At 42.4% G+C, this 8,475-nt stretch carries 8 protein-coding genes; 2 read left to right on the top strand and 6 right to left on the bottom strand.

The window, feature by feature from the left end; all coding sequences use genetic code 11:
- The coding region (locus tag V7D75_RS05615; RefSeq protein WP_333613756.1) for a response regulator at nucleotides 1-487 on the bottom strand (487 nt) is incomplete at its 3' end.
- A gap of 425 nt (nucleotides 488-912) precedes the next feature.
- Between V7D75_RS05615 and V7D75_RS05620 the strand changes: the two genes are divergently transcribed.
- A complete protein-coding gene (locus V7D75_RS05620) occupies nucleotides 913-3,462 on the top strand; it encodes a Tex family protein (RefSeq protein WP_333613757.1) in 2,550 nt (849 codons plus the stop codon).
- A gap of 103 nt (nucleotides 3,463-3,565) precedes the next feature.
- Here V7D75_RS05620 and V7D75_RS05625 read toward each other — a convergent pair whose 3' ends face one another.
- From V7D75_RS05625 to V7D75_RS05635, 3 genes are all read right to left on the bottom strand, one after another.
- Nucleotides 3,566-4,045, bottom strand: coding sequence for a hypothetical protein (locus tag V7D75_RS05625; RefSeq protein ID WP_333613758.1), 480 nt, complete (start codon nucleotides 4,043-4,045; stop codon nucleotides 3,566-3,568).
- 444 nt (nucleotides 4,046-4,489) lie between these two features.
- A complete protein-coding gene (locus V7D75_RS05630) occupies nucleotides 4,490-5,335 on the bottom strand; it encodes a hypothetical protein (RefSeq protein WP_333613759.1) in 846 nt (281 codons plus the stop codon).
- 373 nt (nucleotides 5,336-5,708) lie between these two features.
- The gene (locus V7D75_RS05635) at nucleotides 5,709-7,022 is read right to left on the bottom strand and encodes a saccharopine dehydrogenase family protein (RefSeq protein WP_333613760.1); all 1,314 of its coding nucleotides are present in this window, start codon (nucleotides 7,020-7,022) and stop codon (nucleotides 5,709-5,711) included.
- A gap of 445 nt (nucleotides 7,023-7,467) precedes the next feature.
- Between V7D75_RS05635 and V7D75_RS05640 the strand changes: the two genes are divergently transcribed.
- Entirely contained in the window at nucleotides 7,468-7,623 is a 156-nt protein-coding gene (locus V7D75_RS05640) for a DUF1328 domain-containing protein (protein ID WP_068407724.1), read from the top strand.
- Nucleotides 7,624-7,754: 131 nt separating this feature from the next.
- Here V7D75_RS05640 and V7D75_RS05645 read toward each other — a convergent pair whose 3' ends face one another.
- Together V7D75_RS05645 and V7D75_RS05650 are read right to left on the bottom strand one after the other, a co-directional pair.
- Nucleotides 7,755-8,048 carry a 4a-hydroxytetrahydrobiopterin dehydratase gene (locus V7D75_RS05645; RefSeq protein WP_333613761.1) on the bottom strand — a complete coding sequence of 98 codons (294 nt, stop codon included), beginning with the start codon at nucleotides 8,046-8,048 and terminating at the stop codon, nucleotides 7,755-7,757.
- Nucleotides 8,049-8,343: 295 nt separating this feature from the next.
- The coding region (locus tag V7D75_RS05650; protein ID WP_333613774.1) for a GNAT family N-acetyltransferase at nucleotides 8,344-8,475 on the bottom strand (132 nt) is incomplete at its 5' end.

Raw genomic sequence — 8,475 nt, forward strand, 5'->3', positions numbered from 1 at the left:
CATCACGTTTAAGGGTACGGGTCGATAAATCAAGCGTCCAGGGTCCAAACTCTACCACTTCAAGTTGATGGCTTGGCGCACCCGGCAGCTCACGATTCTGCCGACGCAGCACCGCCTTGATACGTGCTAGTAGCTCTTTTGGGTTAAATGGCTTTGGCAAATAGTCATCAGCACCGGCTTCAAGGCCAGCGATACGATCGGCGTCGCCGCCTTTGGCCGTCAACATGATAATTGGAATATCGCCATTGTCTTCACGCAAACGCTTACAGATACTAATACCGTCTTCGCCTGGTAGCATCAAATCCAATACCACCAATGAGAACAGCTCACGTTGCATCAATTTGTCCATTTGATTGCCATCATGAGCGGTACGAACGACAAAACCATCGTCTTCTAGAAAACGCTGCAATAAAGAGCGCAAGCGGGCATCGTCATCAACGACCAAAATACGCTGGTTTAAGGTGTCAGGGCTGTTGTTATCTGTCATACAGTCATCCTCTTATAAAAATTATTATTGCTAGAAATTATGATTAAAAATACAAGGGTGAATATCTTTGTTAATAAAAATAGAATTCAGGAAAGCATCCATAAAGGTAACAATATTAGTGCTGCTAGCTAAAAACCATTCCATCGATTGCTAAAAATAAATAAATATAACAAACTAGTGTTCAGTACAGTAGTAAACTGCAATATTTGTACGATTAAGACTTTAGTGTATAAGATTGCTGTAATAATTGCATCAATGATAATGCTAAATGCTGTATGCGTTTGTTTAACAAGGCACAAGAACGGACGATATCAGACGATTTTTGCTAGAAAACAGGCGATAAATAACGAAAAGATAAAAAGGATTTTTATTCATGCAGCTTTTGCTATAATGCAAAACTACATTTCTCAACGATTGATACGTCTATGAGTAGCACTGATACCTTAACGCCATCTCAAACCTCGACAAATGCACAGGTTTTGGATGAAACCACACACGCGAATATTCACGACAAGCTTGCTCGCGCGCTTGGCATTAAGACTGCTCAAGTCAATGCGTTTGTCGAACTTTACGATGAGGGCGCGACCGTGCCTTTTATCGCCCGTTACCGTAAAGAAAAAACGCAAAATCTTGACGATGCGCAGCTGCGAGCTTTAGAGAAGTCGCTTAATTATGAGCGCGATATGGCAACCCGTCGCCTCAAAATCACCGAGCTGCTGAGCACGCAGGGCAATTTGACTGACGAGCTGCAGACGCGTATTGATAATGCGACGTCGAAACTCGAGCTTGAAGACATCTACTTGCCATACCGTCCGCGTCGCCGCTCACCAGCGGCCAAAGCACGCGCTGCTGGTCTTGATGTGGCCGCACAAGCGCTCTTAACGCAAGAGATTACGCCGACAGCAGCACTTGCCGACTATCAAGTCCAATCTAGCATTACCGATGATAGTGGTAATGAGATTGAAGTCGATTTTAGCGATATCGACAAGCAATTGGCAGGCGTACAAGCCATCATCGTTGATGAATGGACGCAAGCGTTAGACTTACTCGATAATCTACGCAGTGGCTTTGCCAAAACGGCGAGTATCGTATCGAGCGTTGCTAGTGAAGAAAAACGCGAAGTTGGTGAGAAGTTCAAAGATTACTTTGAACATAGTGAAAGTTTGGCGCGTCTGCCAAATCATCGTCTATTAGCGATGCTTCGCGGTCGCCAAGAAAACGTTTTAGGTCTTAAAATCGAAGGCGAAGACGCGCCATTTATCGAAAAAATCATCAAGCATTTTGAGATTGATGCCAAAGCGCCAGCAGAACGTCAAGAGTTTTTAGTTGAGGCGGCGACCAGCTTATGGAAAGAAAAATGGCGTCCGCATATCGAGCATCGTTTATTGACGGAAAAGCGTCTGACCGCCGAAGCGGATGCGATTGATGTATTTGCCAATAATTTACAGCATTTACTTATGGCAGCGCCTGCTGGCCGTAAAGTGATTTTAGGTGTGGATCCTGGTATCCGCCATGGCGTTAAAATGGCGATTGTCGATGCCCAAGGCCATGTCATGCTAGATGGCGAAGAAAAGCCTGTTGTCGCCACCGTTTATCCGTTTGCCCCCGATAATAAGATGGATGAAGCCAAAAAAGTCATCGATGAATTATTAAGTACTTATAATGTAGATTTGGTCGCTATCGGCAACGGTACGGCGAGCCGCGAAACAGATGCGATGATTAAAGAGATTTTGGCGGCCAATGCTGAATTAAAAGCCAAAGCCGTTATCGTTAATGAATCTGGCGCGTCTGTTTATTCGGCGAGTGAGCTTGCCAGTGACGAGCTTGCCAATTTAGATGTCTCGGTACGTGGTGCGGTTTCTATCGCCCGCCGCTTGCAAGATCCATTGTCAGAATTGGTCAAAGTAGATCCAAAAGCCATCGGCGTTGGTCAATATCAACATGATGTCAATCAAACCCAATTAGCAGATAGTCTAGATAAAGTGACCCAAGATAGCGTAAACGCGGTTGGCGTTGATGTAAATACGGCAAGTCCTGCTATCTTGGCGCATATTGCTGGTTTAAATAAAAATGTCGCCCAGCAAATCGTCAGCTATCGTAAAGAGCACGGCGCCTTTGATAGCCGTGAAGCATTAAAGAACGTCCCACGCTTAGGGGTAAAAACCTTTGAGCAAGCGGCAGGTTTCTTACGTGTGCACGGCGGTAGCAATCCTCTTGATGCGACAGGCGTGCATCCAGAAAGCTATGCGTTGGTTGACAGCTTACTTGAGCAAACAGGTAAAACGTTGCCAGAAGTTATCGGTAACGATGGCGTGCTAAACAGCATCGATACCACTGCGCTTGCTGCTAACGATGACAATATCAGTGTCAAAGCCATCATCGAAGAGCTTGCCAAGCCTGCACGTGATCCGCGCCCTGAGTTTAAAACGGCTAACTTCCGTGAAGACGTCAATAGTATTAAAGACTTAAGCGAGGGCATGCAGCTTGAAGGCGTAGTGACCAATGTGACAGCTTTTGGTTGCTTCGTTGATGTCGGCGTCCACCAAGATGGTCTTGTACATATCTCACAGATGGCCAATGACTTCGTTGCTGACCCGATGAACCGTGTCAAACCAGGCGATATCGTCTCGGTACGTGTGATTTCTATCGACGAAAAACGCGGCCGTATCGGCTTTAGTATGAAGCCTGAATCTGAAAAACCCGTACGCCCAGCTGCGAAGTCAGTTGCAGAAGGTACGGGTAATGAGAATAAAACCAATCGTCCACGTAGCAACCGTCCAAGTGATAGTCGTCCAGCGGCTGATAAGCGTTCGTCAAAACCACGTGGCAATCGTCAAGATAAAGATAATGCCAACAACCGTCGTAAAGCACCTAGAGTGGAGAAAGCAGGCGCATCTCATAAAGAAGCACCTAATAAAATAGGCACGCTTGGCGCGCTGTTGCAGGAAGCTGGCGTTACTAAAACTAAAAAATAATATTTATCATAAAGATTAACCAAAAAAGGCAGCCATCTGGCTGCCTTTTTTATTGAGAATATATTGGAGGATTCTCTTTAAAGTTGATTTCGCTATTTATGTTTTATAGCGCTTGCGTTGGCTCGGCATCTTCTTCGTTTTCTGATAACGCTTCTTCTTGTAGGGCTGCTTCTTCATCTAGCATAGCTTGCTGCAAATCTTGTTGCATCGCTGCTTCATCATCTTGCATGGCTTGTTGCTGCATTGCTGCTTCTGGATTTTGTATTGCGGCTTGTTGTGCCTGCATGTCTTCTTGCATGGTATTTTGAATTGTCGCTTGCTCAGCTTGTAGCTCAGTAGTCATTGGCTGTTGGCTAGCAAGATTATTAACCTGTGCTCTTTTGATCGTTTGAGTTTCGCTTAACTGAAATGGATTAGAGTGATCGGCTGCGACTTCATTTGTAGCAGTGCCTTCAGCTTCGAGGGTGGTTGCAGTGGCTGCATCTTCTACTGCTTCGCTATCAGTAGGGGCTGCCATAGCCAAACTTGGGATAGTAAGCGCTGCTCCCATAAGTAAAGATAAAGATAGAGTACTTTTTTTCATTAATCCATTCCTTAATTTACAATCTTATAATGTCAGTTTAAGGGGTTTTAAACTTGACACTTATATTGAGTATTGTTGTATAAAATAAAATTGCTATACCAATTCATTTAGTATTTCGCATTTATATATTTAATATATCTAACATTAAACCTATAGACAAAATAAAATCATGATAACCATTGAACGATTATCATGATTGATTTGGTTAAAGAGTTTTATAAGCTGAACTGGGTCAGTGATAAAAATCTAATAGGAGAATAGCAACTAAATAACCATGGGTTCAGTAGCGCATCGATTAAAACTCTCACAGAGCGATGTTTGTAGGTGAGTTTGTGCAACTATTGTAGCTTTATTGTCAGGGTCGACAAAAGGAAAGCAAAAAAGACATTTTGCTTTCCTTTCTAATTTTAAAGACCGTATGGTTAATACTTAATTATCAACATTCTATTCAACGATCACATATTTACCAGTTCTTGGATCGACCACGCGCTGCTGGGTATTATTGTCCGGCACGCGAATCACAGGGAAGGTTTGGCTGATTTCGGTATCTTCAAGGACGCTGCTATCTGCCTCTTCACCAACGATGACGGCGCGATTAGCTCCATCTTCTACCGCAATTGCTGTACCGCTTGCGGTATTAACGCGTTTAATTTGGTCTTCCGGCGCAATGATGACTTCTTTTACACGATACTTAGCAGGGCGGATAACGCGGGTAGTTTCGACAACGACTGGCTCCATACTGCGCTCTTCAGTGATCGCAACTTGAGGTTCTGGAGCTGGCGCTTCAGTATCTTTAGCTTCACTGACAACAGGGGTGGGGAATTTAGCACCAAAGTGGTTGTCGCACTGCTGCATGCTGAGTCGTACCGGATTACCGGCTTTGTCCATATAAACGTTGACAGGCATATCAGCAGCGATAGGCACGTATTTACCCACTAATGCGCCTGAGACACCATAGCGACCATTTGACTGTCCAACGCCTAAATCACAAGCACCAGCTGAATAATCACTAGCCTGTAAATTATTACTATTGACCACGGTTTGAGGAATCATGACCTCAGACAAACGCATCTTTTTAATCGATGCTTCGCCTGCCTGCATCTTTGGTTTTTGGTAAGTATAAGGCGTATAAAATTTCGCTGAACCGTCTTTGACTGCCATCACACATTCATCGTAGCTGTCATAACCAACGTTACCATGGTTATCAGTCGTCATACCGGCATTGGCGGTGCTGGCAAACATGGCGACACCGGATGTTAAAACTGCGGCTGTTAATACATTTAATTTCATAGTTATTCCCTCTTAGTTGTTATTAATGTAGTTATTGTTAATATGTCTCTTTGGGCTCATTGAACTTAGGCTTGGTTTATAAAGTCCGTGCCATAACCTGTTTAATCCTACGTGAGTTATAGCAATATGGCTGTGACATTAGTCTGGAAATGTGTAGCTTAATGTATTGAAAAATGGCAAAGGGGCAACATCGTTTACTAAAGAAATACGCTTTTATCGTTTGTTAACATTTGTCTAAAATGCAATAAGCAAGGGGGTAAATAATATTGGTGATAAAAAACCGCCTCTTGCTACCAAGAAGCGGTCGTTACTAACTTAGTTAAAGTCGTACTAAATTAACTAAATCTCGTTTTAATCTTAGCTATGGTTGCTATTAATCTTCTACTACTTCAAAGCTGAGACCAGAATGTTCTTGTAAACGTTCAATTAAACGATCGCCCATCGCTGAAGCAGGTGTCCAAAAACCACCACCGACATCGTCTTTACTGATATCTTGCGCGAGACATAAAGCTGCTTGTGCCAACATACGCGAGGTGCTGCCGTAACCTGGGTCTTTATCTCCAGTTACTTTGGTATTGATGACGTCGTTGTTGGCGGTTTCACCAAACAAGCGAATATCAAAGTAGCCGTTTTCTTGCTCTTCTTTAGAGGGACCCGAGCCAGATTTAGGTAGCACATGTTTAGATAATAGCTCGCGGCTTGGTTTAATCATCATGGCGGTGGCAAAACCCATTAAGCCTGCGCTCATCGCGTAGCTTGATAATTTACCTTTTATACCGTCTTTCATCCACATCGCTTCGTCATACTTAAAGTCGCGACCATATTCATAGCCAAGCAGTTGGTTACTGCGATGCACAATGCGGGTATTGATACTGGCCATGACAAATGGTGCCAGCCAGCGTTTGTGCTCTTCATCGTATTCTGGCTTGCTGACATTATCTTGGCGCACGTTTGGTGCATCTTTGTCATCGTTGAGCAAATAAGGGTTTGCCACTTGCTTACGGCGTGATTTGTCTTGACCAACTTCTTCAAAAATCGTCGCCATCGATGCAATCGTGCCGCCAGATAAACCGCCTTTTGCCGCTTTGACGCGCATATGAATCACATCGCAGGTGCTATCAAATTTCTCTTCCGCTTGCTGTTGGGTAAAATATACGCCCAAATCCGACGGAATAGAGTCAAAGCCACATGAGTTGACGATACGTGCACCGCTTTGCTTGGCGGCGTCCTGATATTTATCCATCATATCTTTGATAAATATCGCTTCGCCAGTTAGATCGACATAATCGGTACCATTATTGGCGCAAGATTTGATCAATGGCTCGCCGTATTTTAGGTAAGGACCAACGGTTGAGATAATAACTTGGGCTTGCTTGGTCATCTTATCGAGGCTAGCCGCATCGTTACTATCGGCAATGATTATATCGACTTTGCTAGCAAGATTAGACTGTAGCTCATTGAGCTTTTCTTCATCACGACCAGCTATCGCCCACGTGACATGCTCGCCATTTTTATTTTTAGCATTCGACAAAAATTCTGTTAAATAATGCGCCGTAATCTGACCCACAAAACTGGTCGCACCATACAAAACCACCGCATAAGGACGATTGTTAATAGGGTTTTTGAGCGCTTGTTTTGTTGATGCTTGTTTTGATGCCGCTGTATCGTTTGAGTTTTCCGTATTCATGGTTATTTTCCTTATTAAATAGCGATTATTGTGAAATTGCTAAATAGCTGTTTTTATTCATTATGCAACTGACATTAGATATGTAATCTGCAGAAAGTAGCCGATTTAGGTTTATAGCAGATTTTGTCATAAAAATAAGCGAATTTAAGTAATTATTCACTATCTCTACACATAAGTCTTGAAAAGCCAAGTAAAAACTTAAAAATGGTAAGATTTGCTACAAAGTTTACATAACCTATCGACATTATTACCAAAATGAACGTTCTTTAGAGAAAATCATTGCTAATCTATATTCGTACGCAGTAATAAGTTGTATCAAAACAAAAAGAAGATTTTCAGGAAGAAAAGAGTGCAGTGGTAAAACGGTTGATAGATAGAAAGTTCATTAATAACCAAAACTGCTAGCTGTATATCTAGTTTCTAACCATAATTTGAGGAGAATATTATGTTTCGTTGGGCCATTATTTTTGCGGTAATCGCGTTGATTGCAAGTTTCCTAGGCTTTGGCGGTGTCGCTGGTCTATCGGCAAACTTTGCTTATATCCTACTAGCCATTGCTGTAATTCTATTCATTGTCGCATTTGTTAGTCGCCGTATGTAATAGAGAACAGTGACTGTTTAGGTCGTAATCTTCCATACTAGTAATAAGAAAAAGTCCTCGATTGAGGACTTTTTTTATGGCTAAGATTGGACTATTTTGATTACCTTTAATGCCAAACGTCTTATGCGGTTCTAGAAAGTTTTAGGCTGAATAATATGTTCCATACGTTTTGCAAGGCGAATATCTAGGCTTGTGATACCACCCGTATCGTGCGTGGTCAGGCGTACATCAACAACGTTATAAGTATTACTCCATTCAGGGTGATGTTCGAGCGCTTCGGCATAAAAAGCGGCTTGATTCATAAAGCTCATCGCTTCAATAAAATCGTTGAAATGATAGCTTTTGACGATACTATTGCCGTCGCGCCGCCAGCCAGCCAAGTCTTCCAATTGTAAGTCGATTTGTTGGTTAGATAAACTACTCATGGTGATATCCTTTATTATTATTAGGGAGGGTTAGCAGTTTGCGGGTTTTTATTTCACTTTACATATCTTCTCTTGCCCAATGTCATGACAAAAAGCACATAGGACAAAAAACCCACCTAATTCTGATTGTCTTTATTACATCATTGCAAGCAAAAATATAATAATTATCGTCAGATAAATAGGAGGGTAGTCGTACGTTTTAGCGCTTAAACCAAGATAAGGCTTTTATAGCATAATTACTACTATATAGTTACTATTATAAAGCCTTATCTATCATTGGCTTGTTTTGTTAAGCTTAAAGCAACCCTTTATATTCAGGGTTTTTATCAATATATGAGGCGACAAACGAGCACTGTGGCACCACTTTTTTATTATTATCCTGCGCGTAGTTTAAAGCATGCTTAACCAGTGCAGACCCAACACCGCG

The sequence above is a fragment of the Psychrobacter sp. genome, from assembly GCF_036731945.1.
GTDB lineage: Bacteria > Pseudomonadota > Gammaproteobacteria > Pseudomonadales > Moraxellaceae > Psychrobacter.